Annotated in this window: 18 protein-coding genes; 4 read left to right on the plus strand and 14 right to left on the minus strand. The window is 73.5% G+C overall.

Annotated elements, in window-relative coordinates:
• Positions 1 to 17: 17 nt before the first annotated feature.
• The gene (locus OG730_RS01225) at positions 18 to 827 is read right to left on the minus strand and encodes an enoyl-CoA hydratase/isomerase family protein (protein ID WP_327302327.1); all 810 of its coding nucleotides are present in this window, start codon (positions 825 to 827) and stop codon (positions 18 to 20) included.
• Positions 828 to 847: 20 nt separating this feature from the next.
• Positions 848 to 2,260 carry an SLC13 family permease gene (locus tag OG730_RS01230; protein WP_327302328.1) on the minus strand — a complete coding sequence of 471 codons (1,413 nt, stop codon included), beginning with the start codon at positions 2,258 to 2,260 and terminating at the stop codon, positions 848 to 850.
• 195 nt (positions 2,261 to 2,455) lie between these two features.
• Between OG730_RS01230 and OG730_RS01235 the strand changes: the two genes are divergently transcribed.
• On the plus strand, positions 2,456 to 3,211 hold the full coding sequence (locus OG730_RS01235; RefSeq protein WP_327302329.1) for an IclR family transcriptional regulator: 756 nt from the start codon (positions 2,456 to 2,458) through the stop codon (positions 3,209 to 3,211).
• A gap of 131 nt (positions 3,212 to 3,342) precedes the next feature.
• Here OG730_RS01235 and OG730_RS01240 read toward each other — a convergent pair whose 3' ends face one another.
• The 6 genes from OG730_RS01240 to OG730_RS01265 all read right to left on the minus strand — a co-directional run bounded on the left by OG730_RS01240 (position 3,343) and on the right by OG730_RS01265 (position 12,469).
• The gene (locus tag OG730_RS01240; protein ID WP_327302330.1) at positions 3,343 to 4,245 is read right to left on the minus strand and encodes an oxygenase MpaB family protein; all 903 of its coding nucleotides are present in this window, start codon (positions 4,243 to 4,245) and stop codon (positions 3,343 to 3,345) included.
• 64 nt (positions 4,246 to 4,309) lie between these two features.
• Entirely contained in the window at positions 4,310 to 6,427 is a 2,118-nt protein-coding gene (locus OG730_RS01245) for an MMPL family transporter (protein WP_327302331.1), read from the minus strand.
• A gap of 164 nt (positions 6,428 to 6,591) precedes the next feature.
• Positions 6,592 to 7,431, minus strand: a complete 840-nt coding sequence (locus tag OG730_RS01250) for a class I SAM-dependent methyltransferase (RefSeq protein ID WP_327302332.1) — start codon at positions 7,429 to 7,431, stop codon at positions 6,592 to 6,594.
• A 99-nt stretch (positions 7,432 to 7,530) separates the two neighbouring features.
• Positions 7,531 to 10,206 (minus strand): DUF7824 domain-containing protein, encoded by a 2,676-nt coding sequence (locus OG730_RS01255; RefSeq protein WP_327302333.1) that lies wholly within the window; start codon positions 10,204 to 10,206, stop codon positions 7,531 to 7,533.
• The gene (locus OG730_RS01260; RefSeq protein WP_327302334.1) at positions 10,203 to 11,651 is read right to left on the minus strand and encodes an SWIM zinc finger family protein; all 1,449 of its coding nucleotides are present in this window, start codon (positions 11,649 to 11,651) and stop codon (positions 10,203 to 10,205) included. Before OG730_RS01260 ends, OG730_RS01255 begins: the two co-directional genes overlap by 4 nt.
• Positions 11,652 to 12,136: 485 nt before the next feature.
• A complete protein-coding gene (locus OG730_RS01265) occupies positions 12,137 to 12,469 on the minus strand; it encodes a hypothetical protein (RefSeq protein WP_327302335.1) in 333 nt (110 codons plus the stop codon).
• A gap of 484 nt (positions 12,470 to 12,953) precedes the next feature.
• On the opposite strand from OG730_RS01265, the gene OG730_RS01270 reads away from it, so the two are divergent.
• Positions 12,954 to 14,360, plus strand: a complete 1,407-nt coding sequence (locus OG730_RS01270) for an amidohydrolase family protein (protein WP_327302336.1) — start codon at positions 12,954 to 12,956, stop codon at positions 14,358 to 14,360.
• 91 nt (positions 14,361 to 14,451) lie between these two features.
• On the opposite strand, the gene OG730_RS44210 is transcribed toward OG730_RS01270, so the two are convergent.
• From OG730_RS44210 to OG730_RS01295, 4 genes are all read right to left on the minus strand, one after another.
• Complete coding sequence (locus OG730_RS44210; protein WP_442814799.1) at positions 14,452 to 16,074, minus strand: carbohydrate binding domain-containing protein; 1,623 nt, start codon at positions 16,072 to 16,074, stop codon at positions 14,452 to 14,454.
• 267 nt (positions 16,075 to 16,341) lie between these two features.
• Positions 16,342 to 17,838 carry a UDP-N-acetylmuramoyl-L-alanyl-D-glutamate--2,6-diaminopimelate ligase gene (locus tag OG730_RS01285; protein ID WP_327309117.1) on the minus strand — a complete coding sequence of 499 codons (1,497 nt, stop codon included), beginning with the start codon at positions 17,836 to 17,838 and terminating at the stop codon, positions 16,342 to 16,344.
• A 225-nt stretch (positions 17,839 to 18,063) separates the two neighbouring features.
• Positions 18,064 to 18,219: a hypothetical protein gene (locus tag OG730_RS01290; RefSeq protein WP_327302337.1), complete on the minus strand. Its 156-nt coding sequence runs from the start codon at positions 18,217 to 18,219 to the stop codon at positions 18,064 to 18,066.
• A gap of 586 nt (positions 18,220 to 18,805) precedes the next feature.
• Positions 18,806 to 19,468, minus strand: a complete 663-nt coding sequence (locus OG730_RS01295; RefSeq protein WP_327302338.1) for a deoxynucleoside kinase — start codon at positions 19,466 to 19,468, stop codon at positions 18,806 to 18,808.
• 380 nt (positions 19,469 to 19,848) lie between these two features.
• Here OG730_RS01295 and OG730_RS01300 point away from each other — a divergent pair, with 380 nt between their 5' ends.
• Both OG730_RS01300 and OG730_RS01305 read left to right on the plus strand, forming a co-directional pair.
• Positions 19,849 to 21,012, plus strand: coding sequence for an agmatine deiminase family protein (locus OG730_RS01300; protein ID WP_327302339.1), 1,164 nt, complete (start codon positions 19,849 to 19,851; stop codon positions 21,010 to 21,012).
• Between the two features lie 196 nt (positions 21,013 to 21,208).
• Positions 21,209 to 22,633 carry an amidase gene (locus OG730_RS01305; RefSeq protein WP_327302340.1) on the plus strand — a complete coding sequence of 475 codons (1,425 nt, stop codon included), beginning with the start codon at positions 21,209 to 21,211 and terminating at the stop codon, positions 22,631 to 22,633.
• A gap of 3 nt (positions 22,634 to 22,636) precedes the next feature.
• On the opposite strand, the gene OG730_RS01310 is transcribed toward OG730_RS01305, so the two are convergent.
• Both OG730_RS01310 and OG730_RS01315 read right to left on the minus strand, forming a co-directional pair.
• On the minus strand, positions 22,637 to 24,625 hold the full coding sequence (locus OG730_RS01310; RefSeq protein ID WP_327302341.1) for a DUF2264 domain-containing protein: 1,989 nt from the start codon (positions 24,623 to 24,625) through the stop codon (positions 22,637 to 22,639).
• A gap of 142 nt (positions 24,626 to 24,767) precedes the next feature.
• On the minus strand, positions 24,768 to 25,523 hold the full coding sequence (locus OG730_RS01315; protein WP_327302342.1) for a hypothetical protein: 756 nt from the start codon (positions 25,521 to 25,523) through the stop codon (positions 24,768 to 24,770).
• Positions 25,524 to 25,611 lie beyond the last annotated feature (88 nt).

Raw genomic sequence — 25,611 nt, forward strand, 5'->3', positions numbered from 1 at the left:
CGAGGGTGGTGCGAGGGTCAGAGCCCCACGTGGCGGGGCGGGAAGACCGGGGGGCGCCCGGCGGCGAAGGCGGCCAGGCCTACGGCGAGGTCCGGGTTGCCGACTTCCGCCCACCTCGTGGACACGGACCTCGGGACTTCTCCGTCCGGAGCCTCGGCCGACGCGTCGACCATGTCCTTCGCCGCCGCGACGCTGACCGCCGAGCGCGCCGCGATCGTCCCGGCGAGCCGGTCGACGGTGGCAGGGAAGGCATCGGGCGCGGCCACCTCGTCGACGACCCCGAGGCGGGCAGCGGCCTCCGCCCCCAACAGGTCGCCGGTGAACAGCAGCCGCTTCGCCGCGGCTGCGCCGAGCGAGCGGACCAGCCGGGCAACCGTCGGCGCCGGGTAGACCAGGCCGAGGCGGGCCGGAGTGATGCCGAAGCGGGCGTCGGAGGCGGCGACGCGCAGGTCGCAGGCGAGGGCGAGCTGGAGGGCGGCGCCGACGCAGTTGCCCTCGACGGCGGCGATGGTCGGCAGCGGGCATCCGCGCAGCACGTCCTCGCAGCGCATCAGTTCCTCGCCGAGCTCGCCCGGGCCGTCCGGGCGCAGCGCGGTGATGTCGGCTCCGGAGCTGAAATCGCCGTCCGCCCCGCCGAGGACGAGGAGCCGAATCTCCGGCACTGCCGCCAACTCGGTTACGTACCGTATGAGTTGACCGGCCATGGCGAGGGTGATGGCGTTGCGGCGGCGCGGGTGGGAAAGCGTGAGGGTGGCGACCCCCGTGAGCGCGTCGACGGCGAGGCGGACTTCCGCGTCAGGTGTGGGCTCCTGCGGTGACGGTGACATTGCACACTTCCTTACGGGGTTCATCCGAGGAGGGACGGGACGATCAGGGTGGCGCAGGTGATGATCGGTCCGCCGATGATGAGGCTGAGGCCCCAGCGGGTGAGGTCGCGGCTCATCCGCCGCCGCTCCCCCTCGTCCGGACCCGAGGCGACGACGGCCGCGCCCGCGGTCGAGAACGGCGTCGTGTCGACCAGTGACGAACACACGGCGACCGCCATGACCAGCCCGGCACCCGGAATCGAACCTGCCGCCACCAGCGGCAGGGCGAGCGGGATGAGGATGCCGAGGATGCCCGTGGTCGAGGCGAAGGCCGACACCAGCGCGCCCGTCAGGCAGAGCACGAAGGCGGCGAGCAGGGGCGACTGGAGGCTCTTGGCCAGGTCGCCGAGCAGGTCCAGGGCGCCGAGCCGCTCCAGTACGCCGATGTAGGTCAGGACACCGGAGACGAGGAGGATCGTCGACCAGTCGATCTGCCGGACCGCGGTGGCCGTCGGTCCGGGGAAGGCGAGTGAGAGCAGTACGCCGAGGCCCAGGGCGATGGTTCCGGCGTCCGCGTTGACGTCGGCGAGCGTCAGGCCGACGACGGCGACGACCAGTGCGGCGATGGCCAGCAGGGTCGCGATCCGGAACGCGCGGCCGTCGTTCGACGAGCCGCCCGCGCCGGTCAGGGCGGGTGCGGGTGCGGGTGCGGGGCGGACGGCGATGGCGGTGCCGCCCGTGCCGGACAGCGGAGCGGCATCGGCGGGGCCGCCGGCGGCGTCGCCGTCGCTACCTTCGCCGCCCGAGCCGCCCGAGCCGCCCGAGCCGCCCGCGCCGCCCGTGTCGTCGGCGTCCTCCACGGGTCTCCCCGGCCGCCGGAAGACCAGGGTCGCCACGAGCAGGAGTACCGCGTTGACCGCGAAGACGTAGCCGAAGAGCAGCATCGGATTGACGTCGATGCCGCCGCGCTCGGCGATGCCGACGGTGAGGATGCCGAAGAGGCTGGTCGGCGCGAAGCCGCCGGTCGAAGCGCCGGTGATGACGGCGATGCCGATGGCGGAGGGGTCGCGTCCCGCGCGGCGTGCGAAGGAGAGCGCGATCGGCGCGATGACCACGGCGGCGAGCGGCGAGCCGAGGCTGCCTACGCCCGCCGACAGGGCGAAGAAGACCCAGGGCAGCAGAGCGCCACGGGTGCCGGCCCTGCGGACGACGACATCCACGATGACGTCGAGGGTGCCGTTCGAGCGGGCGATGCCGAACAGGTACGTCACCCCGAGGAGCAGGAGCACCACGCTGACGGGGAAGCCGCCGAGGATCTCCTTGACGGGCTGCCCGGCGGCGAGCCCGACGCCCAGTGCGGCCGCGAGGGTCAGGGCACCCATGTGCACGGACCGGACGGATGCCACGAAGAAGGCGAGCGCCAGAACACCCAGCGCGATCAGTTGCAGAGTCATTCGATTCCCCTCACGGGAACACTTTGGACCGCTGTGCGGTCCACTGGACTTCTGTACGGTCCACGCACGGTAGAGTGACGTAAGGAGCACGTCAATAGCCGGGCTGCTCGCCTCCCGGCCGGCGATGCCCCCGGGACCGGTCCGCGGCTCTTCTAAGCTCGGGGCCACGGATCACCACGGAGAGGGGCGCGGCGCATGTCCACGCAGAGCGTGAAAACGGCACTGAAGGTGCTGGAGGCGGTCGCCGAGGCGCAGCCCGTCGGGCTGAGCGAACTCGCCCGCACCCTGGAAGTGAACAAGAGCACCGTGCAGCGCTGCCTGGTCACGCTCGCCGAGGCCGGATGGATCCGCGCCGAGGGTGAGGACAGGCCGCGGTGGGTGATGACGACGAAGGCGTTCACCGTGGGCTCCCAGGTGGAACAGGTCACTTCCATAAGGGAGTTGGCGCTGCCTGCGCTCGGAGCGCTACAGGAGCACGCGGGTGAGACCGTCCACCTGATGGTGCCGGAGGGTGACGGCCGCACCATGGTGCTGGTCGAGCGCCTCGACAGCGCCCATCCGGTCCGCGTGTTCCGCCGGCTCGGTTCTCGCATCACCCTGCACGCGTCCGCGAACGGCCTCGCGTACCTGGCCCGTTGCGACGCGGCGTTCCTCGACGCCTATCTGGCCGGCGGCCTCGCATCGCGCACCACCCACACGATCACCGACCCGGACGCACTGCGGGCCGAACTCACCCGGGTCCGGGAACGCGGCTACTCGGTGAACGAGGAGGGGATGGAGGACGGCGTCGTCGCCGTCGGGGCGGCGATCCTCTCCCGCCGGGGCGCCCCCGTGGCCGCGTTCTCCGTGTCCGGCCCGCGCATCCGCATGACCGTCGACGCCGTCCGCGACTACGGCGAGCGCGCCGTGGAAACCTCCCGGGAGATCTCCGGTCTGCTCCGCGACATCTGACTCCGGGCACGCCGCGGCTCCGGCCGGCCACGCCGCGGGAGGGCTGTGGGGGGTCGCAGGCCGGTCCGGCGCCGCGGACGGCTCTCAGCCGAAGACGTCCGGGAAGTCGGGCTCGCCGGCCGCGGCGGAGCTCACCGTGGGCGCCCTTCGCCGCCCGTCGGGGACGGCGGCTGGGGTGGTGGGGTCATCGCCCACCGGATCGTCCGTGTCAGCGCCTGCCCGGAGAGGCGTACGCAGGTGTCCACCGGGGCGGTCGCGCGGCGCAGGCCCAGCATCCCCGGTGCCCACGGGGGCAGCAGGGCGATCGCGTTCGCGGCGAGCAGCGCGTACGGAGCCCTGGCCGGCCGGGGTAGCGGCGGGTCGCGGAGGATGAACCGCGCGGCGTCGAGCGCCTCGGGGGTGGCCCGCAGCTCCGGCCGGTACCGCGCCAGGAGGGCCCGTAGCGAGACCCGGTCGCGGGGCGGGTCCAGCACGCCGAGGGCCGTCGCCACCCGCGCGGTGTCCGCGACGTAGGCGTCGTATCCGGCCGCGTCCAGCGGGTGCGCGCCGAAACGCTCGTGCGCCCGAAGGAAGCTGTCGACCTCCGCGGCGTGCACCCAGCCCAGCAGGTGGGGATCGGCCGCCCGGTAGGGCTCGCCCGCCGCCGTCGTTCCCCTCACCCGTTCGTGGACCGCCCGGACCCTGTCGACGGCGAGCTGCGCGTCCCCGGCGGTGCCGTAGGTGGTGACGGCGAGGAAGGTGCTGGTGCGCTGGAGCCTGCCCCAGGGGTCGCCGCGGAAGCCGGAGTGCGCCGCCACGGCCGTCATGGCGAGCGGGTGCAGGGACTGGAGCAGGAGGGCGCTGAGGCCTCCGATGAACATCGAGGCGTCGCCGTGGACCGTCCGGATGGGGCGGTCGGGGTCGAACCAGCGGGGGCCGGGTGCCGTGTGGATCCGTGCGCGGTTGGCGGGGCCCGAGGGTCCCGCCACGCGGCTGAACAACACCGAACCGAGCCGCCCCCGTAGGCTCCGGTCCGCGGCGGAGGACGTGTCCATGCTGGTGTCCTGCCCTCCCGGAGCCCGGTTCAATGCTCCGGCCGGGTCCGGCCGGAAGCTCCCTTCAGCACGGGCCCTCCCTGCCGGGGGCGCGGCTGAGCCTGCCGGGCCACCACGCGGCCGGGCCGATGTCCCGGACGAGGGCCGGCACCAGGAGGGACCGGACGAGCAGCGTGTCGAGGAGCACCCCGAAGGCGACGATGAAGGCGATCTGGAGCATGAAGGCCAGCGGGATGACTCCGAGCGCGGCGAACGTGGCGGCGAGGACGACTCCGGCGGAGGTGATCACGCCGCCGGTGGCCACCAGTCCTCGCAGCACTCCCTGCCGGGTGCCGTGCAGAAGCGATTCCTCACGGACCCGGGTCATCAGGAAGATGTTGTAGTCGACCCCGAGGGCGACGAGGAAGACGAAGCCGTAGAGCGGTACGGAGGAATCGGTCCCGCTGAACCCCAGGAGCCGCTGGAAGACGATCGCGGAGACGCCCAGGGTCGCGACGAAGCTGAGGGCCACGGTGGCCACCAGGAGGACGGGCATCAGCACCGAGCGCAGCAGCCCGACGAGGATGATCAGGATGATCACCAGGACGACGGGGATGATCAGCATGCGGTCCTGCCCGGCGGTGCGCTGGGTGTCGTACTGCTGCGCACTGCGGCCGCCGACGATCGCGTCCGCATCCGGTACGGCGTGGACCGCCTGACGCAGCCGGACGACGGTCTGCTGGGCCGCCCTGCTGTCCGCGGGTGCTTCGAGCGTGGCGTCGAGGCGGACCCTGCCGTCCGCCACGAGCGGTGCGCCGCCCGGCGGCCCGGGTGCGGTGAAGGGGGTGACGGCGGCGACACCCTCGGTGCGCTCGGCCGCCCGCGTGACCTCGCCGAGTCGGCCCGCGTCCGCGATCACCACGGCCGGACTGCCCGATCCCCCGGGAAAGTGCGCGCTCAGGGTCCGCTGGGCGGCCACCGACGGGGCGTCGTGCACGAAGATCTCGTCCAGCGGCACGCCCTTGGCGTTGAGCGTGGGCGCGAAGGCCGCGCAGGCGAGGAGGACGGCGAGGCTCAGGGCCCAGACCTTGCGCGGGGCGCGGTCCACCACGGCCGCCACGGCCTTCCAGATCCCGTGGCCGGCGCCGTCGTCGGCGCTGTGGCCGATCTTGGCGGGCCAGTAGGCGGCCCGGCCGAGCAGGACGAGGACGGCGGGGAGGAACGTCAGGGTGCTCAGCACCGCGCACACGATGCCGATCGCCCCCACCGGGCCGAGGGCGCGGTTGTTGGTGAGGTCGCTCAGCAGCAGGGCGAGCAGGCCGAGCGCGACGGTCCCCGCGCTCGCCGTGATGGGGCCGACCGACCGGCGCAGGGCCGCCCGGACGGCGGCGAAGCGGTCCGGGCCGGCCTGGAGCTCCTCGCGGAAGCGTGCCGCGAGGAGGAGCGCGTAGTCGGTGGCGGCGCCGATCACGAGGATCGAGAGGATGCCCTGCACCTGTCCGTCGACGCGGACGATGCCCCGGTCGGCCAGCACGTAGACGATCGCGCAGGCGAGTCCCAGGGCGAACACCGCTCCCACGATGATCACCACCGGGAGCAGCAGGCTCCGGTAGACCAGCAGGAGGATCAGCAGGACGGCGGTGAGGGCAACGGCCAGCAGGAGTCCGTCGATTCCGGCGAAGGCATCGGAGAGGTCGGCCTGGCTCGCCGCCGGGCCGGCCACCTGCGCGACGGTGCCCGGGACCTTCGCCGCGGCCGCCTCGATCTCCTCCAGGGTGCGGGGCAGCTCCTCCCCCAGATCGGGCTTGAGCGGTACGACGCCCTGCAGCGCCCGGCCGTCGGTGGACAGAACGGCGGTGGAGGCGGGGCCGGCGGTGAAGGAGTCGCCCGCCGGCAGGCCGGCGCCGCTCAGACCGGCCAGGGCCCGTGCGGCGGCCGCCTGTTGCTCGGGGCCCAGCTTCGCGCCGGGTGTCTTCGCCGTCCAGACGACGATCGCCGGCAGGCTCTCACCCTGCCGGAAGGCCTCCTGCGCCTCCACGACCCGGGTGGACTCGGCGCTGCGGGGCAGGAAGGCGGTCTGGTCGTTGGTGGCGACCTCGCCGAGCTTCCCCGCGTACGGGCCCAGCCCGCCTCCGACGAGCAGCCACGCGACGAGCAGGACGGCGGGCACCAGCCATCGGGTGAACCGTGATGAGGCAGACATGACGCTCCGGGAATCCATCGATCCGTCGATCCCTCTCGACAGGTGGCCGTCTCGTGAGGGAGACGGGGAGGACGACCGGCGTTTCACCGGCGACGACCGGCGACGCGTCGGCCGGGAGGGCCGGCGCTGTTCGCCCGTACCCCCGTCTTCTCCGGGAAGGGCCGTTACGGATGCGGACCGGCCGGCGGTGGCCGGTGAGCGAGGGCCAGCAGGTGCATGCTGGTTACGGCGAGTTCCGGATGGCGGTCGGCGAAGCGTGCGGCGGCGAGGGCCTCTTCGAGTGCCTCCGGGCCGAGGTTCCGCCTGCCGGTCTGACGCTCCCGGGCTTTCAGCGCCGCGTAGGCGGGACCTTGCAGCCCGTGGACGACCGGGTCGGCCAGGCCCGCCTGCCGGGCCTCTTCGCACAGCTCCGCGAGGAGGTGGTAAGAGGTCGTCGGGCCGTTGCGGCGGGTACGCAGCCCGGTCGCCGCCACCTCCAGGGCCCCGTCCGCGCCCGGGTCCAGCAGCCTGGCGTACCGGTTGAGAGCGGCTGCGGCCACCAGGCCTCCCGGCCTGACGGTCCGGTGGGCCTCCCGCCACGCTCGTGCGCGCCCGGAGGCATCGGGCAGGTGGTAGAGGGGTCCGAGCAGCAGCACCGCGTCGAACGACGCGTCTTCCTGGTCCAGCCGCCGGGCGTCCCCGACGACGGCCGTCAGCCCGTCGTCGCGGGCGCGGCGAACGTGCTTCTCCACGGGGTCGACCACGGTGACCCGGTGCCCGTCGTCCGTGAGCCACCGGGCGTGCACGCCCGGGCCGCCGCCGACATCCAGGATGTCGGCGGGCGGGTCCGGCAGGCGAAGACGCAGCAGCTCCCGGGTCCGGAGCAGCTCGAGGGTTCCGATCGTGCGGCCCGAGGTCAGCCGGGTGGCCTCGTCGCCGCCGCCGTAGAAGGCGGTGATCTCCGGCAGCAGCGCCACTTCGGCCTCCTCGGGAAGGACGGACATCCGGGCATCCCACTCGCTCATCCGGCCCGTCCGGTCCATCCGAGCATGCCACCGGCCGCGTCAGGGCCGCTACCCGCGCCACCCCGGAGTGGCGCCTCCCCCGCTCGCCCGGGGCGCGGGCTATCGACCCCCCGCGGCAGGGCCCTGTGCATTGCGGCCGAGGGCATCGCGGAGGCGGGCGGCCTGGGTGACCAGGCGGGAGCGGCCGGGCCGGACGGCGACATCGGCGAGGCCCCGGGGTTCGGGCGACGCCGCTCCCGACTGCTCCACGCAGTCGGCGGCCGTCGCGAGAAGGTCCCCGGTCCCCCTCGGGTCGACCGTGCCGGTCAGCAGCACGGGGAGCAGCGCGGCCAGGACCGCCCACGTGGTCGCGCGGGCGCCGGTCGCGGCGGCCGTGCGCAGCGAGTCGGCGAGCCGGTTGGGTTTGACCGTGCCCAGGTCGAGGAGTTCACCGAGGTCCCCGCCCAGTCGCCCCGCGTCCAGTTCGTCCCGGGCCGCGAGGGTGAGCAGCGCGTCCACGGCCCGCAGCCGGTCCTCGGGGTGGCGGGCGCCCAGGCCGGTGGCCACGGCGAGGTGCAGGGCCGGACCGGCGGGTCCGCCGGCCGCGGCGAGCCCGGGGAGTGCGGCGAGGCCGCCGCGCCCTTCGTGGACGGCGCAGGCCGTGATCTCGGGGAGCCACCAGGCGGCCAGTGTCTCCCGGTCCTCGGGCAGGGCCGCGATCAGCAGGGCCTCGTCCCCTCCGTCCCAGCAGCGGCCGGTGGCCTCGCGGGCCTGCGCCAGGCCGTGGAACGCGTCCGGGAACTCCCGCAGCACGGTCGTGCGTTCCGCCGTGTCGAGCACGAGGTGCGCCGGGGTCTCCCCGTACGCGTACGGCACGGCCGACGCGGTGCGGCGGGTGAGGGCCGCGGGCTCTCCGGCCTCGCCGAGCCAGGCGGCGAGCCTGTCCCCCTCCGGTGTGCCGAGGGCGGCCGCGGCGGGAACGGCGGCGGCGTCACGGCGGACCCGCAGCAGGGCCTGCCCGAAGTCCACCGGGGCGGGCCGCTCACCGAGGCGCCCGTACTCGGCGAGGCGCTCGACGAGCACCCCGGGGTCCAGGGTGCCGCTCTGCCCGGTGGGGGTGGCGAGCAGGAAGGGCAGCGGCCGGGTCGTGAAGTGCCGGGCGGCTTCGGCCAGGCGCGCGTGGCGGGCGACGGCGAACGCCGTGTGGTGGCAGTCGCTGCGCCAGGCCGCGAGCGGCTCCGGTGCCGACCCCGTCGGACGCCCGACAAGGACGGCGGCGGCGGGGTGCGCCAGTCCGTCCAGGTCACCGGTGGACCAGCGGGACCTGGCGGGGTCGAGCCACCACTGGTCGGCGAGCGCCGGACGCAGCGCTTCGGCGAGGGCCGCGCGGTCCCGATAAACGTGGCGGACCAGGCCGTCGAGACCCCGCTCGAACTCCTCGACGTTCGTCGTACGGGAGTTGAGCACGGCGGCGACGAGTTCCACGGTCTCCGCCACCGTCCCGGGGGACGGCGCGACCCGTGCCTCGACCGGCGGCGGCGGAAGGAACTCCTGGTAGGGGCCGGCGTCCTCGGCCGGGGTGGCCGCGTCCCGGCCGAGGAGCTCGACGGCACGGGACCGGTGGGCCGGGCTCAGCAGCCGCGCCTGCTCGGCGAGTTCGGCGCGTAGGGCGGTGTCGTCGGTGAGGTGAAGGGCGGCCAGCTTGAGCGCGCGCTCCTGGATGTCGGTATCGGTGTGCCCGAAGGCTTCGCCGAGTACCGGCAGCAGCTCGGGGGCGGCGGCCGGGTCGCGGCGCAGCTCCTTGCCGATCAGTACCAGCTGGGCCCGGACGAGCTTCTTCTCGGGCCGGAAGAGGACGGCTGCCGACATCTCGGCCAGCAGTCGGGGGGCGAGGTGGCCCGCGGCGGCGAGCCGGGCCAGGGTCTGCTGGGCGTGCCCGGCCACCGGGGACGGGGCGTCGGCCGTCAGCGCGATCCAGTCGGCCGCGCGCTCACGCTCTTCCGGCTCGGTGGGCCGCAGTCCCTGCCAGATCGCCTGATAGGGCTTCAGCTGGTTGTACTTGCCTCCGCGCAGGAGGCGGGCCGTACATCCGTCGAGGAGGGCGGCACGGTCCACGATGCCGTCCGCGGCGAGTCCGGCCAGGGCCGCCGGCCAGTGGTGGGGATCGTGCGGATCGCACCGCCAGCCCAGGGCGCGGACCGGCTCGGCGGTCTCGAACAGGCGCGGTACGAGGGCGCCGGCGTGGGCGTCGCCGCGCAGGGCGCGGGCGAGCGGGGCGCGGGAGGTGCCCACGGCCATCGCCCAGCCCTCGACGCAGCCGTCGGTGGTGGGCATCGGACAGTCGGCGAGCCGGACGAGTTCGCTGATCAGCGGATAGTCCTGCTCGACGGTGGAGGCCCGGGCGGCCAGCCGGTGCGCGAGGTCGCCGAGCCATTGGGGGTCCCGGTCGGCCAGGACGTCGAGCAGTACTCCTATGGGCACCTGCTGCCAGCGGCGCATGTCCCGGGCGCCGATCCAGGCGGCGGCCGCTGCCGCGCCGGTGTGGCAGGCGGCTCCGGCGACCACCAGGGCCGGGCTCATCAGGTCCCGTTGCTGCCAGCCGTCCCAGCCCTGGGCACGCAGTTCGGCGCGCAACTGCTTCAGGCCGACGAGCAGGTCCCGGCGCCGCGCACGGTCCATCAGCCGGAGGAGACCGGGCAGTTCGGCTGTGCGTCCCGTACGCACCGCGTCCAGGGCTCCGTCGGTGGAAGCCTGGTCGGAGGTGCTGGCCCGCTCGGGGGCGGAGGTGGTGTTCATCGCGCGACTCCGGTGGAAGCGGTGGAAGCGGTCTCGATAGCGGGACCGGTGGAAGCAGTGGAGGTGGAACGGGCGGTGTCGGTGGCCGCCCGGAGGGCCATGCGGGTGGCGAGGGCGTGCTTGCACGGGCCTCGGCGGCCGCGGTGGTCGGCCCACCACTGGCAGGTGCAGCTGAGCGCCCCTCCGGATTCGCGGACCTGGTAGCGGCGTTCGCCGGAGGCCACCACGGAGGTGCCGGAGCGGTCCAGGGTGACGGCGCCGGCGTCGAACAGCGCCCGGGCGGCGACCAGGCGCGGGTTGTGGCGTTCGGCGCGCCGGGCGTCGTAGGGCAACTCGCGGTGGAAATAGGCGGCTTCAGCGATGTCGTAGCCGACCCGTCCGGCGGTGCCGAGCCGGGTGAGTGCGGCCCGGACCCGCTCGACCGGGAGGCCCGACTGGTCGGCGAGGTCGGCCGGGTCGATGCGGGGTTCCCAGGCGAGCAGGACGGAGATCAGCTCGGCGTCCTCGGCCGCGGTGTCGGTGGCGAGGGCTTCCAGGACGGCGCCTTCGCCGGAGAATCCGCGGTCGGCTTCCGGGGAGAGCGTGAGGGTGAGCCGCATGCCGGGCAGGCCGATCTCCCAGGCGGAGGCGGTGGGGTTGGCGCCGTCGGCCGCGGGGCCGTACACGCGCAGCCCGGTGGCCTGTCGCAGTACCCGCTGGAGGGCGCCGAGCCGCTCGGGGCCGGGCAGGCAGACCGCGCCGGGGACGGGCCGGGTGGTGGGGCGCAGCGCGCGGCCCGCGGGAACCACCCACAGGGGGCGGCCCGCGGCTCCGCCGCCCGCCGGGGTGCGCGGGAGGGAACGCAGGAATCGGGCCGTTTCGGCGGCGTCCAGTTCGGCGCGCAGGTCGAAGCCGGTGGTGATGGCCTGGGACTCGGCGAAGCCGCGCAGCCAGCGGTCGGGCAGCGGCACCTTCTTCTCGACGACGGCGCCGTCCAGGGTGGTCACCGCCAACTCGTCGGGGCCGACCCGCAGGTGCAGCGGATCGTCGCCGGTGAGCCGGGACAGCGCCTCGCGCAGCGGGTTGTTCACGTCGACATTGGTGGTGCCGTGGCCGGTGTCGGCGCCGCGCAGGCCCTCGGGCAGCACGTCGAGCCGGGCGTACACGCCACAGCAGCCGGAGAAGGATTCGAAGCGCAGTCGGTCGCCGTTGCCCGTGACCACCGGGTCGAGGGAGGCGCGCAGCGTGCGGCGGTGATAGCGGGCCGCGGCGACGTCCGCGACGGCGAGCAGCGCGCGTGCGGCCGCCTGAGGAGCGCTCAGGAACCCGGCGAAGAACCGCGGGTTGGCCTCGGCTCCGGCCGGGGTCAGACCCCCCGCGGTCTCCAGCCCGAGGGACCGGCCCGTCGCGGCGGAGGTCAGTGAGGAGGGACGGACATAGGCGAGCGTGTGAGCGGTTCGCGTCATGAACGGGACGTTAGGCGGAGCCACTGACAACGCGGCGGCGCGTCCACAGGGGTCGCTCGCCGCCCTCGCCGCGCATGAGCCCGGGCGCACTTCGCAGGCCCCGCGCCGTGGCGCGCGGCAGGTTGACCCCCCGGACGGCATCGAGACGGCGGCCGGCGGCCGGGCGGCGACGGAGCGAGCCCAGCCCTAGGACTCGGAGCGGACTCGGTCCAGATGGGCCTGTTCATCGACGCGGGCAAGGCCCCGATCGCCATCGCCCGGCCCTTTGGGCTGCTCCTGACCCTGCCGGCCTCCTCCTGCCCGGGCTGCTCCTGGTCGCCGCCCGGCCGTACCGCACGGACCCGGACCCCGCCCCCGCCGGCGCCGGCGCGACCACGGGATCGGCCATTGCGATGACCCGCGCCCGAGCGGCGTACGGGCCTTCGCGCAGGGCGGGGCGCACGGCGGGGCGCAGGAGCGGCCCGGTGGGCTCGTCGCCCGCCGGCCTAGGACCTGCGGCGAAGGAACATGCGGACGCCGAACACGATCACGACCAGCACGATGACGAGGAGCACGACGATGAAGAGGCTCTTGAACAGCCCGCCCTTCTTCTTGCTCTTCTTTTTCTTCTTGTTGCCGGTGGTGGCCTGGACCCGGGAGGACTCCGGCGCCCGGAGCACCGTCACCGTGCCGGCGCCGGCCAGGAGGGAGCTCCCCGAGAGGGCCGCGGCAGCGGGAGCCTGACGAGCGGCCGACGAGACCGACGCGGCCGCCGTGGCGCTCGCCGCCGGGCCCAGCAGCAGGCCCGCGAGCACGAAGAGCGGCACCAGCGCGGACACCGCCGCTCGTGAACGCTTCCTCGGAATGCTCTGGTTCGTCAACGTATCCCCCAATGTTCTCGATGCCCCGCCAAGGGCCCGGTGGAACCAGGCCTGAAGGGGCCTTGCAGCATCGTCGGTGAGTCCGACCGCCCCGGCAAGGGGCTGAGCGGGGAACGGCTCGGCGGGCCGGGACGAGACCTCCGAACCGGAGAGCCGAAGAGCGGAGAGCGGAGAGCGGAGAGCGGAGAGCGGAGAGCGGAGAGCGGAGAGCGGAGAGCCGGAGGTTCCCGCACCCCTCCCAGAACTTCTACAAAATGTTGACGCACCTCTATCGGAAAGGCGTCGTCCCGTCGGACGATTCAGTGAGCCTGCCCGCCTTCACCTGACCCCCTGTCAGCGCGGGCAAGGGCCTATTGCACCCTCGTGCGTTGGGAGGCCACAAGCCATGAACCCGCTCAGCGAGTGTCCCGAACCCGCCCCGTTCCCCTTACCGGAAGCCCGTGTGCCCGTGCCGAAGGCCGGGGCACCCAGCCGTCGCAGCGTCCTGGGCGGCCTCGGCGTCGCCGCGGCCGCTCCGCTCGTCCTGGGCGCCGCGAGGAGCCGTCCGTACGGGGGAACACCCCCCGGCCGGGCCGTCGTACTCAGGAACGCCTCGCTCGTGCTCACCATGGACCCCGCCCTCGGCGACGGCCCGCTGGGTACGGTCGAGCAGGCGGACGTCCTCATGCGGGACGGCGCCGTCGCGGCCGTGGGGAAGCGGCTGCCCACACCGCCCGGCACGCAGGTGATCGACGCCTCGGGCCACCTGGTGATGCCGGGATTCGTGGACGTGCACACCCACCTGTGGCAGTCCTCGATGCGGGGCGGCTGCGCGGACCGCGACCTCTTCGGCTGGCTGGCCGACTGCAACCGGGCGACGTTCTCCCGGATCACGCCCGCGGACATGTACCGCTTCGTACGCCTCGGCGCCCTCGACTCCCTGCAGTCGGGCGTGACCACGCTCGTGGACTGGGTGGACGCCCTCCCGTACGACACGACGGTCCAGTACGTTCGGGCCCTGGCCGACACGGGCGTGCGCTTCACCTACGCGATGTTCCAGGCCGAGCGGGAAGCCCCGCTGATCTCGCGGACGAAGAGGGAGCTCCTCGACCCGCTCCCCCTCGCCTCGGCGCAGGTGGCCACCCACGCGGCGCGGGCCATCAGGGGCCTCAACCACGTGCATTGGGAGATCGCCCGCGATCTCGGAATCATGCTCAACAGCCATGTCCTCGAACGCGCCGAGCAGCGCGCGGACGACCCGATCGGCACCCTCGCGGACATCGGGGCACTGGGTCCGCGACTGCTCATGAACCACGCGATCCACCTCACCGACGACGAGATCTCGGCGCTCGCCGCGCACGACGTACGGGTCGCCCACTGTCCGCTCAGCAACATGCGCCTCGGCTCGGGGATCATGCGGCTGCCGGACCTCGGCCGGCGCGGCGTCAAGGCCGGGCTCGGCCAGGACGGCGGGACGAACGACTCCTCCGACTTCTTCGCCCTCATGAAGGCGGCCATCGGCCTCCAGCGCGCACGCTCGCAGAACGCCTCGGTGTTCCCCCAGGTGCAGGACGTCCTCCGGCTGGCCACGCTCGGCGGAGCCGAGGCGATCGGCACGGCCCACCGGGTGGGATCCCTGACCCCCGGCAAGCGCGCCGACGTCATCGTGATCGACCCCGCCGCCCTCAACTTCGCCCCGCGCTTCGACTGGCTCAACCAGATCGTCTTCAACGGCCGCCCGGAGAACGTCCGGGCGGTCTTCGTGGACGGCCGCCCCCTCAAGCTCGACGGCCGCCTGGTCGGCATCGACACCGAGCGGGTCGTACGGGAAGCGGAGTCCGCGGCGACCCGTCTGCGCGCCGCGTCCTGATCCGCACCGTACGAACAGCCGCGAACAGCGGGGCCCCGGGGGGCGATCGACGCTCCCCGGGGCCCCGTCGGTCATTTCCGCGCGGGCGCGATCAACGCCCCTGGAGAGACTTGACGTTGTCGCCGAAGGTCCAGCCCTTCGAGCCGTCCCAGTTGACGGACCAGGTCATGAGACCCTTCAGCGCACCGCCGAAGGCGTTCCACGACTGGCCGACCAGGCTCGGCGTCATGTGGCCGCCGCCAGCGCCGGGCTGGGCCGGCAGGCCGGGCACCTGCTTGTCGTAGGGCACCTTGATGGTGGTGCCCTGGATGGTCAGGCCGTTGTTCAGGCAGGTGGTCTGGGCGGTGAAGCCCTGCACGGTGCCGGCCTGGTAGGAGTCGCCGGAGCAGCCGTACATGCTGCCGTTGTAGTACTGCATGTTCAGCCACCACAGCCGGCCGTTGTCGGCGTACTTCTTGATGATCGGGAGGTAGGAGCCCCAGATCGATCCGTAGGTGACGCTTCCGCCGGTGACGTACGCGGTTTCGGGGGCCATCGTCAGGCCGAAGCCCGCGGGCATCTGGGCCAGCACCCCGTCGATGATGCGGATCAGGTTGGCCTGGGACGCGGACAGCGTGTTGATGTTGCCGCTGCCGGAGAGGCCGGTCTCGATGTCGATGTCGATGCCGTCGAAGTTGTACTTCTTGAGGATCGGCACGACGGTCGCCACGAACTTGTCGGCGACGGTGCTGGAGCTCAGGTCGATGCCGGCGGTGGCGCCGCCGATCGACATCAGGATCGTCGCTCCGGCCGCCTTGGCCTGGCACATCTCGGCGGGGGTGGCGACCTTGACGCCGCTGTCCATGCCGTCGTGCCACTGGACGGTGCCGTCCGAGAGGATCACCGGGAAGGCGGCGTTGATGACGTTGTAGCCGTGCGCGGCCATCCGGCTGTCCGTGATGGGCACCCAGCCCATGCCGGGGTGGACACCGTTCGCGGCGCCGTCCCAGTTCTCCCAGTAGCCCTGGAGGACCTTGCCCGACGGCTTGGGCTTCGTGGCGCAGGTCTCGCCGGGCGGGGCGGTGGTGGGAGGCGCGGTGGTGGGAGGCGCCGTGGTCGGGGGCACGGTCGTCGGCGGCGGGGTGGTGGGAGGCACCGTCGTGGGCGGCGGCGTGGTCGGCGGCACCGTGGTGGGCGGCGCGGTCGTCGGCGTCGGGCTGCTGCCGCCCGGGCCGGTGAGCGAGACGTCGTCGGCGTAGTACGCGGGCTGCCCGTACCAGCCGTGCAGGTAGACCGTCACCGAGGTGGTGCTCGCCCCGGTGGTGAAGCCGACGCTGAGCTGGCCGTAGGAAGGGCTGCTCGGCGTCCAGGTGGACGGGGAACCGGTGATCCCGGTGCCGGTGGCGCCGAGGTAGACGTAGCTGCCCTGTACGTAAGCGCTCAGCGTGTACTGCGAGTTGGGCTGCACGCTGATGGTCTGGGTGCACTGGGCGTTGTCCTGGCCGCTCGGCGTTCCCTTGAGCGCGGAGGTGCCGGAGCGGACCGGACTGCCGACGGCCGCGCCGGAGCCCGCTGAGCAGGTCCAGGCGGAAAGGCCGTTCTCGAAGCCGGAGTTGACCACCAGGTTGGGGGCGGCGTCCTCGGCCGTAGCGGCGCCGGCGGTGACGGCTCCCGCCGCGGCGATGCCCGCACCGATGACGGCGGCGGCGCTCACCCCGGCGAGGGTGCGGTTCATGACGGTCGCTCCGCGCGGGGCGCGGCCGGTCCGGTCCCCGCGGGTGCCGCTGTCGGCCGGCGGGCGCGGAGTACGTGATCTCCGACGGAACATGGTGCGCTCCATTCCCGCCGGGCGTCAGGGGCATGACGACGCGTGGGGGCGTGACGCCCGGCATGGGGGTGAGGTGAGAACAGGTGGGGCTGTGCCGACCGGATCGTAGGAGCAACGAACCGGCCGGTCAATAGGTCTGGACCAATACGAGGATCTCGCGCTCGTACGGCGCCTTCAGGGGAGCAGACGGGAAGCGAGGTCGCGCACGGTCGCCATGTCGCTGAACGGGATCAGGTCCTCGCCCACGATCTGGTGCGGTTCACTGCCCTTCCCCGCGATCAGGACCACGTCCTCGGGCCGGGCCGCCGAGAGCGCGAAGTCGATGGCCCGGCGCCGGTCGGCGGCGCGCTCGTACGGTGTGCCCGTGCTCTCGATGCCGACCGCGATCTGGTCGAGAATCGCCTCGGGGTTCTCGGTGCGGGGATTGTCCGAGGTCAGGACGCACAGGTCGGAATGGGCTCCGGCGATGCGGCCCATCTCGGCGCGCTTGGTGGTGTCGCGGTCGCCGCCGCAGCCGAAGACCGTGATGACGCGACCCCGGGCGAAGCCCCGGATGGCGGTGAGGACCTTGTCCAGGGAGTCGGGCGAGTGCGCGTAGTCCACGATCACCGAGGTGCCGGCGGGGGTGACGAAGCGCTCGAACCGCCCCGGTACGGGCGGCATCTGGGCGAGCGCGGCGACCAGTCCTTCCAGGTCGTGCCCCAGCACCCGGCAGGCCGCCACGGCCGCCAGGGCGTTGGACACGGAGAACCGGCCCGGGACCGGGATCTCCGCCGGGTACTTGGCGCCGTCGTGGTGCAGCGTGAACCGCGTGCCGGAGGCGTCCGCGATCAGATCCGTCGCCCGGAAGTCGGCCTCCTCGTCGAGGCCGTACGTCGTCACCGCGCCGGGCATCAGCGCGCGGATCCCGGCGCCCACGGCATCGTCCGCGTTGACCACCGCGTGCCGGCACAGCCCCTGGAACAGCCGCAATTTGGCTTCCGTGTAGCGGGCCATCGTGCCGTGGTCGTCCAGGTGGTCCTGGGTCAGGTTCGTGAAGACGCCGACGTCGACGAACGTCCGGTCCATCCGGTACGTCTGCAGGGCCATCGAGGTGGCCTCCAGCACCACGCTGCCGGTGCCCTGGTCCCGCATGCGGCCCAAGAGGTACTGCAGATCGGGCGATTCCGGTGTGGTCAGCACCGTGGGCGGCATCGGGATCATCTCGTCGCCGATCCGGCTGCCCGCCGTCCCGATCACGCCCACCGAGGCGCCCTCGGAGATCTTCAGGAGCGACTCGACCATGTAGGAGATGGAGGTCTTCCCGTTGGTCCCGGTGACCGCCACCATGTCCATGTGCCGGCCCGGCTCGCCGAAGTAGCGGGAGGAGACGACGGCTGCCGCCTTGCGGGTGTCACGGACCCGTACGAGGCACACCGCCGGCAGCAGCTCGCGCCCGGACGGTGCGGCGGCGGCTCCCTCCTCGTCGACGAGCACCGCCACCGCCCCGCGCGCGAGCGCCGCACCGATGGCCGCGGGGCCGCCGCCGCGGTGGCCGGGTACCGCGATGAAGAGCGAGCCCGGCACCACCCGGTCGACGTCGAAGGTGGTGCCCGCGGTGATCCCCGTCGACTCGGTGTCGCCCTGGATGACGTGGTGTTCATGGCCGGTCAGCAACCCGCTCAACTTCACGGTGGTCCCTTCGGAGGCGGCTACGGCCCGGCGCACGGCCCTAGCCTGGTGGCGGCGCCGACGGAGCGTCGGGACCGCGGTGGTGGGACGGGGAGGGCGATGCGTCGCCCTCGGGGCGACGGGGCCGGGGGCCGGGCTCCGTGATCGGGCCGGGCCGCCGGGGCAGGGCCCGTCGCTGAGGATGGTGCGGCGGGAAGGACTGGGCCCGGGCGCGGTGGGAGAGCGCTAGCCGTGGCCGTGCAGGACGCCGCGCCCGACCGTGGGGGCCTGGGCGTCGGCGGCGGTCCGGAGGCTGATGCCCGTCCGGCCCGCGGCGGCCGCACGCACGCCGGGGGCGGCCTGCGGCAGGCGCTCCCCCGTGTCACGTCGTGTGCGGCTCATCTGCCGAGTGTACGTGCGCCCGCCCGGTCCGGACGCCGCGCGGGCGAGGTGCGCCGCCCCGCCGGCGCCGGGCCGGCCGGTGACTTCGACGCGGCCCACCCTGCCGGTGACCTGGGCGTCGAGGGCAGCCGGCTCGCGGGGACCCGCGTGGAACTCCGTGAGGTTCCGGGCCTCGGCGACGTCCTTGCCGGTGCCCGCCTACCCGGTGCCGGCGTATCCGCGCTCCGGCTCCTCGGGCGTGATGGCGGGGCTGCGGTACGACGCGGGGCTCGTCGTAGCCCGGCGCCATGCGCTTCCCGCCGAGGGTGAACCGTGTGAGGCCGAAGGCCATCCCGACCGCGGCGGCGGCGAAGCCGAGGTGCCAGTCGATCTGCTGGCCGAGGTGGCCGACGATCAGCGGGCCGGGCCAGATCCCGGCATTGCCGGGCACCGCCATGCGGATGTGCCCCGCCATGATCACGAGGCCGCCCCAGAACACGGCCCGCCGGACGCCTGCGCGGCCGCGGGGATGGTGCTGGAGCGAGGCCGGGGAGGGCGCCGCCGGCCCGCTCACATCGCACCGCTGAAGCCCGACCTGAGCGGGCGGTCAGGCCTGGAGCCGGCTCGCCGCCAGGGCGTCCTTGACCTCGCGCACCACGCGGGCCGCGTCCTCGGGCTTGTTCACCACGTCGGTGTTGTTCATGTCGATGACGAGGACCTCGCTGGCCGAGTAGTGCTTGTTCACCCAGTCGTCGTAGCCGGCCCACAGCACCCGGTAGTACTCGACGAGGCTCTCGTCCTGCTCGAAATCACGGCCCCGCAGCCCGATGCGGTGCAGGACCGTCTCGAAGTCCGCCTTGAGGTAGACCATGAGGTCGGGCGCCTTGCGGTACGGCAGGCCGTCGATCTCGCGCATCATCTCGTTCAGCAGGCCCTCGTACACGCCCATCTCGAGGGAGCTGATCCGGCCCAGGTCGTGATTGACCTTGGCGAAGTACCAGTCCTCGTAGATCGAGCGGTCCAGGACGTTGTCGCCCTGCTTGTACGCCTCCTTGATCGCGGCGAACCGCGTCTGCAGGAAGTAGAGCTGCAGGAGGAAGGGGTAGCGCTTCGCCTGGATCTCCTCGGGGGTCGCCGTGTAGAAGAGCGGGAGGATCGGATTGTCTTCCACGCTCTCGTAGAAGACTTCGCTGCCCAGCTCCTTGGCGAGCAGCTCGGCCACGCTCGTCTTGCCGATTCCGATCATGCCTCCGACGCAGATCACTGGCATACCTCACTTCTCCCTGGGGGTCTTCTGGTTCGCGGGCGCGTGGGCCGGGCGCCCCACCCCACTGAGACACGTGTCGGCGGTCGCTCGATTCCCCATGATCGTCACGATCGTCGCGATCGGTGTCATCGGGTCCCCGTCCGGACCGGGACCGGACGCAGGACGCCCTCCCCGACGGGCCGGACCAGCCGTTCCGTAGATGCCGCGGACAGCGACGAGCCACCACCCCGCGGCCGCCTTGAAGCATAAATGACGTCACGACGCCCGCCCGCCCGGGCGCCGCTGGTCGACGGCCCAGGCATTGACTGAATTTTCAGTTAGGGCCAGGATGTGCGACGCACCACCGCCCCTTGCCAGTTGCCACTTGTTCACCAGGGAGTCCCATGAACACCACAGCCACGTCCCGACGCAGGCTGCTCCAGCTGGGCGCGGCGGCCCTGCCGCTCGCGGCCTTCGCCTCCGCGCTGCCGGCGGTCGCCCGGGCGGCGACGGCCCCGAGCGGCTCCAACGCGCTGCGGATGCCGGCGGAGGAGGGCCGGCACGTCCGCACCTTCATGGCCTGGCCCGCGCTTTCCTCCGTGTGGCGCGGCAACCTCGGCGGGGTGCGCCGGGACATCGCGAAGGTGGCGTACGCGATCTCGCGCTACGAGCCGGTCGCGCTGCTGGCCCGCCCCGACCAGGCCGCGGACGCCCGGTACCTGTGCGGGAGCGGCGCGTACTACGGCATCGACGTCATCGAGATAGCCAACGACGACCTGTGGATCCGGGACTTCGGCCCCACCTTCGTCGTGGCCCCCGGCGCGATCGCCGGGGTCGACACCAACTTCAACGGATGGGGGAAGACCACCGCGCCGTACGCGCAGCCCTTCGCCAACGACGCCGTGGCCGCCGAGACGCTCCTCGGCCAGTACGGCGTCCAGCGGATCCAGGCGCAGTTCGTGGGCGAGGGCGGCTCGCTGGAGACCGACGGCGAGGGGACCCTGCTGGCCACGGTGAGCTCACTGGTCAACGCCAACCGCAATCCGGGCAAGTCCCAGGACCAGGTCGAGCAGGCGATGAAGACCGCGCTCGGCATCGACAAGGTGATCTGGGTCCCGGGCCTGGCGGGCCAGGACATCACCGACTGCCACATCGACTGTCTGGCCCGCTTCACCGCACCCGGCAAGGTCATCCTGGACAAGCCCGGAGCCGGGGTCGACGCCAAGTGGATCGCCGTCTACGAGGAGACCGCGCGGATCCTGCGCAGCGCCACCGACGCCCGGGGCCGGGCGCTGACCGTCACCGAACTCCCCGGTCCCGACCGCGCCGCGATCCGTGGGCGGGGGGATGAGTTCCTGTCCAGCTACACCAACTACTACACGGCGAACGGCGCCGTCATCGCCCCGCAGTTCGGCGACGGCTACGCCGACGGTCTGGCCTACGCCATCCTGCAGGCCGCCTATCCCGGCCGGACCGTCGTCCAGCTCGACATCGACAACATCGCCTCCGGCGGCGGCGGAATCCACTGCGCCACCCAGTCGCAGCCGGTCGTGCCTCCGCTGGTCTAGGTTCTCCGCTGGTCTAGGCCCTCCGCTGGTCTAGGTCGCGCGCCAGGGGGGCGGTCGCTCCGCACGGGCCACGGCTCGTGCGGGGAGGCCGGGTTGGGATGCGACGGCATCGAATGGCCGTGGAAAACCTCGCGTGTTACCTGCTGGTAGGCCATGATGGCGGACGACCATCCACACGGCGGAGGCTGAGGCAGCGGTGACCACTTTCGACGGACCGACCATCGTGCACGCGTTCCGGGACGACGCCCTGGGAGAGCACGACGCCGTCGGTCTCGCCGCGGCGATCCGGCGGGGTGAGGTCTCCCCCGCCGAGGCCGCCCGTGACGCCGGTGAGCGGGTGCGGGCGGTCGACGCACGGCTGGGCGCGGTGCAGGTGCACGCCAACGGAGCGGCCGGAGCGGCGCACGCCGACGCGACGGGCGGCGCCTTCGCCGGCGTTCCGACCTTCGTCAAGGACAACACCGACTACGAGGGGCTGCCCACGGGCCACGGCAGCGCGGCGTTCCGGCCGCGGGCGGCCAAGCGGCACGCGCCGTTCACGCGGCAGCTCCTGAGCAGCGGTGTCACGGTCCTGGGCAAGACCCGGCTGCCCGAGTTCGGGTTCAGCCCGACCACCGAGTACGACGGTGCGGAGCCGGTGCGCAACCCCTGGCACACGGACTACTCGGCGGGCGGCTCCTCCGGGGGCAGCGCGGCGCTGGTCGCCGCCGGGGCCGTGCCGATCGCGCACGCCAACGACGGCGGCGGCTCGATCCGGATACCCGCGGCCTGCTGCGGCCTCGTCGGCCTGAAGCCGTCCCGGGGGCGGGTCGTGGCCAGCGACCTGGGCCGCCGGCTGCCGCTCGACATCATCTCCGACGGAGTCGTCAGCCGCTCCGTGCGGGACGCCGCCGCGTTCCTCGCCGCCGCGGAAACGTACCGGCGGAGTCCCGCACTGCCTCCCGTGGGCCTGGTCGAAGGACCCTCGGCGCGCAGGCTGCGCATCGGGTTCGTACTGGACTCCCCGAACGGCGTGCACTCCGACGCCTCCACACGCGCGGCGGTCAAGGAGACGGTGGAGACGCTCGGACGGCTCGGACACACCGTGGAACCGGTGGAGTTGGGCATGGATCCGAGCTTCACCGACGACTTCCTCACCTACTGGGGGATGCTGTCCTTCCTCCTCGGCGCCACGGGCCGGACCCTCGGCGCGGACTTCGACCGCCGCCGCATGGACGGCCTCAGCCAGGGACTGCGCGAGGAGTACCTGCGGAACTGGCGCAGGACCCCCGGCGTGCTGCGGCGGTTGAAGCGGACGAAGGAGGCCTACGCGGCGTCCTTCCGCGGGCTGGACCTCGTGATGTCGCCCGTGCTCGCCCACACCACGCCGCCGATCGGCCACCTCAGCCCGACCGTTCCCTACGCGAAGCTCATCGAGCGGATCCTCGCGTACGTGGCGTTCACGCCGGTCGACAACGTCGTCGGCACCCCGTCGATCTCGGTGCCGACCGCGAGCACGACGCCGGACGGGCTGCCCGTCGGCGTCATGTTCGCCGCGCGCCCCGGCGGTGAGCGGAAGCTGCTGGAGATCGCGTTCGAACTGGAGGCGGACCAGCCCTTCCGGCGCATCCAGGACCGGTGACCGCTACCCGGCGGCGGGCGGCAGGTGTTCCACGCGGAGGGGCTGGAAGGCGATGCGGGTCAGCGATCCGTCCTGCGCCCACCGCACCTCGATGGATCCCTGGTCGGCCGTCACCACAGTCACCGCCCCGCTCGTCGACACCCCGCTCGTCCCCGCCCCGCTCGTCCCCGCCGGATCCGGCTCGCCACTGAGGGCGGCCAGCGCCGCGTACAGGCGTGTCCCGCCGGCTCCGGCCGTCAGGCGGGGCACGCTCGCCCACCGGGTGAAGGCGGTCCCGGCCGGCGCCCGCGCCTCGTCCCGGGTCTCCCAGCCGTGCACCGGGTGGAGTTCCGAGCGCAGGGGTTCCTCGGGCCCCGTGGCCCAGCCCGTCTGTTCCACGCGGGCCTCGGGCGGGGCTCCGGACGGGGCTCCGGACACCCGGTGCACGCGCAGTTCGTGCGGGCCGCGGACGAAGGTGACGCTCTCCACCCGCAGGCCTGGGACCGACGGCGCGCCGCCCGGGAAGACCGGCCGGTGCCAGGACGCGGCCCAGCCCCAGCCGTCCCCCTGGCCGGTGCCCAGCGGGTGGATGCGCCGCCGGACGCTGCGGACACCGCCCACGACCACGGCGAGGTGGTTGTCGGGGGTGTTGGCGCTCGCGGTGGGGCCGCTGCGGGTGGAGTAGGCCTGACGGGAGTAGAGCGGGTCTTCGTCGCGGGCCGCTTCCGGCTGGTCCGGCCCGACGTGGTCGCTGCCGTGGTTGTGCAGTCGTACGATCCCGTCGGCGCGGGTGGTCTGGATGAGCAACCCCGGCGCGGGCAGGGCCAGTACCCGGTCCGGCCCCTCACTGGGCGCGCGCTCCTCCGTCGCCGTCCACAGGGGGTGCGTCGCCGGGGCGAGCAGGCAGACGAAGGCCTTGGCGGCCCAGTACGGCGAGGCCGGCCCGGAATACCGCTGCAGGGTCGCCCCGTGCGGACCGTGCCAGCCGAGGCTGAGCAGGCCGTCCGCGCCGACGGCGCCCCGGTCGAGGAAGTAGCGCAGCGACCCGCTGATCAGGCGGCGCGAGGTGCCGGGGGCGAGCGGAGTGTGGCCGGTGACGGCGCCGAGGCCGACGGCCGACGCGGCGGCGAACCGGTAGGTGAGGGAGCGCCCGAAGTGGATCGGCGCCCCGTCCGCCCCGAAGAGGAGGGAGAAGCCGTCCAGGTGGGCCCGCAGGCGGTCACCGTACGGAGCCTTGCCGTCCGGCGAGGCGTCGGGGTGGGTGTCCGGGTGCCGGTCGAGGGGTGCGTCGGGGTGGGCGTCCAGGTGGGCGTCGAGCACCGGATACAGGTGCAGCGCCCAGCCGTTGTAGTGGTCGAAGGCCCGGCCGTCGCCGTCGGCGTACCAGCCCTGGCCCGCGTACCAGCCCTCCATGAGGTCCAGGGCCCGGCTGCGGGCCCGGGCCGTCTCGGCGTCGCCGCGGCCGACGGACTCCAGGAATCCGGCCACGGTGTACGGGAAGAGGTACCAGTTGTTGGGGCTGGGCAGATGCCGCAGGGCGCCGCGCAGCCACTCCTCGGTCCGGTCCCGCACCGCGCTGTCGAGGCGGTCCCACAGCCACGGCCGGGTCAGCCGGAGCCCGAGGGCCACCGATGCCGATTCGACCATCGGCTGGCCCCCCGCGTGGACGTCGCGGATGACCGGCCAGGACTCCGCGTCGTCGCGGCCCGGCGTCCAGGTGCCCGCCGCGAGGCCGTCCGCGTACCGCTCCAGCCAGCCGTACGGGTCCGCTCCCCCGGCCCCCGAGACCCGGAAGGCGGCGGCGAGGAAGGTGCGGGCGTAGCCTTCGAGACCGTCGGAGCGCACCCCGGACGCGGAGGGGGTTCCCGGCAGGTCGAGCAGGGCCCCGCGCGGCGTGGCCCACCGCCAGGCCGCACGCAGCAGCCCGTCGGCCACCGCCTCCCAGTGGGCCCGGCCGTAGCCGGTGAAGGGGCTCGACTCGCGGTCTTCGCGGGGCAGTCCGGGAAGGGTCATGCGGGGATCTTGATCGAACGGCCACATCGGGTCAAGGGAGCGGATCGCGGCGGGCGGACGGCGGGCCACGACGGGCGGCGAGCGGACGGCGGGCCACGACGGCCGGACGGCGGAAGCCGGGCCGCCGCGACCGGACAGGAGGTCAGGCCGAGGCGTTCCAGGCCGTCGTCAGCCCGTCCAGCCACGCGGGCGGCAGCTCCGCCGCGTCCCACTCCTCCCGCAGGGCCTGCGGCTCGGCGGCGAGGCGTTCGAGCACGGCGATGCTCGTGGCGGAGTGCACGAGCGAGAAGCGGCCGTGCACCGTGATGGCACTGCCCGCTCCGAACGTCGTGAACAGCCGCCCCAGCCGGGTCCGGTGGGCGTCGGTGAACTCCGTCAGCCGCCCGGCGTAGCGGGCCCGCAGCCTCGGGCTCATCGTGGCGAGGACGGCGGTGAGCACTTCCTCGGTGGCCTCCGGATCCAGTTCCGAGACCTCGGCGAAGGACAGGTACAGGGGCGTGAGGGCCACCTGCGTCCGCTCCACCTCCATGCGCCTGGCCCGCGGGCGGTGTCCGGCCGCGTCCTGTTCCCCGTCCGGGCTCACCACCCGGAGCAGGGTCCGCTCGGTGACCTCGCCCAGCTCGGCCAGGAGGTCTCCGGCTCCGTCGAGCCATCCCGACTCGTACGGCTCGCCCTTGTCCCCCGGCGCGCTCCGGTCCCGGCCGCTCAGTTCCTCGTACGCGAGCGCCAGCGCGCCCGCTTCCAGCAGGCCGATCAGTTCGCTCGCGTCACCGGAAGGGACCCCTGCTCGTGCGAGGAGTCGCAGGAGCGTCGTCCTCGCGTTGTCGACACTGACCTCGTCCGGCCACTGCCGTCCCTCGTCGGCCCCGCTCATCAGTTCGTCTCCGTTCTCGGCCACCGCACCGCCCAGCGCCTCATTGTGACCGAGAGCCGCCGGGGGAAGCCGGACCCAGAGGCCCCCGGTTCATCCCCGCGGCTTCGGGAAC

It is taken from the genome of Streptomyces sp. NBC_01298 (assembly GCF_035978755.1).
In the GTDB taxonomy this organism is placed as follows: Bacteria; Actinomycetota; Actinomycetes; order Streptomycetales; family Streptomycetaceae; genus Streptomyces.